Here is a 397-nt window from a genome sequence, read left to right as displayed (position 1 = left end):
TGCAGCAGCCTTCCCAACTTCTGTTGCCCGAGTAACATCTTCAACATGGACAAAGATTTGAGAATTTTCTTTCATGCCTGTTTCAGCAGCTAGCTGCGTATTAGTCATGACGGCATTTCCACCTGAATTCATTCCATAAATAGCTGTGCCTGCTTTCGGATCTTTGTAGACCCCTATTACTAGATAGGCATTGCTATTAACACTAATCGTCTGATTGAGAGAGTTCTCTATAGAACCAAATAACTTCTCTGCTAATGCCGTATCTAACATAATCATACGTGAAAAACGACTATAGTCGTTAGCTGTAAACTGACGACCAGCTAAAATCTCATACTCTTTCACAGCAAAGAAATTCTGGCTAACACCAGTAATAGTGACATTCTCTGCTTTTTTATTG

Annotated in this window: 1 protein-coding gene; it reads right to left on the bottom strand. The window is 39.5% G+C overall.

The features are described from left to right. Positions 1 to 397 (bottom strand): ABC transporter permease (locus C1G53_RS10940; RefSeq protein ID WP_161941418.1); only part of this gene is annotated, 397 nt, incomplete at both ends.

Origin of the sequence: Streptococcus suis, from assembly GCF_002960445.1 — a bacterium.
Classification (GTDB): Bacteria; Bacillota; Bacilli; order Lactobacillales; family Streptococcaceae; genus Streptococcus; species Streptococcus hyiners.
The sequence above is the reverse complement of the archived record's forward strand: the minus strand, read 5'-3'. Positions and strand labels throughout refer to the sequence as shown.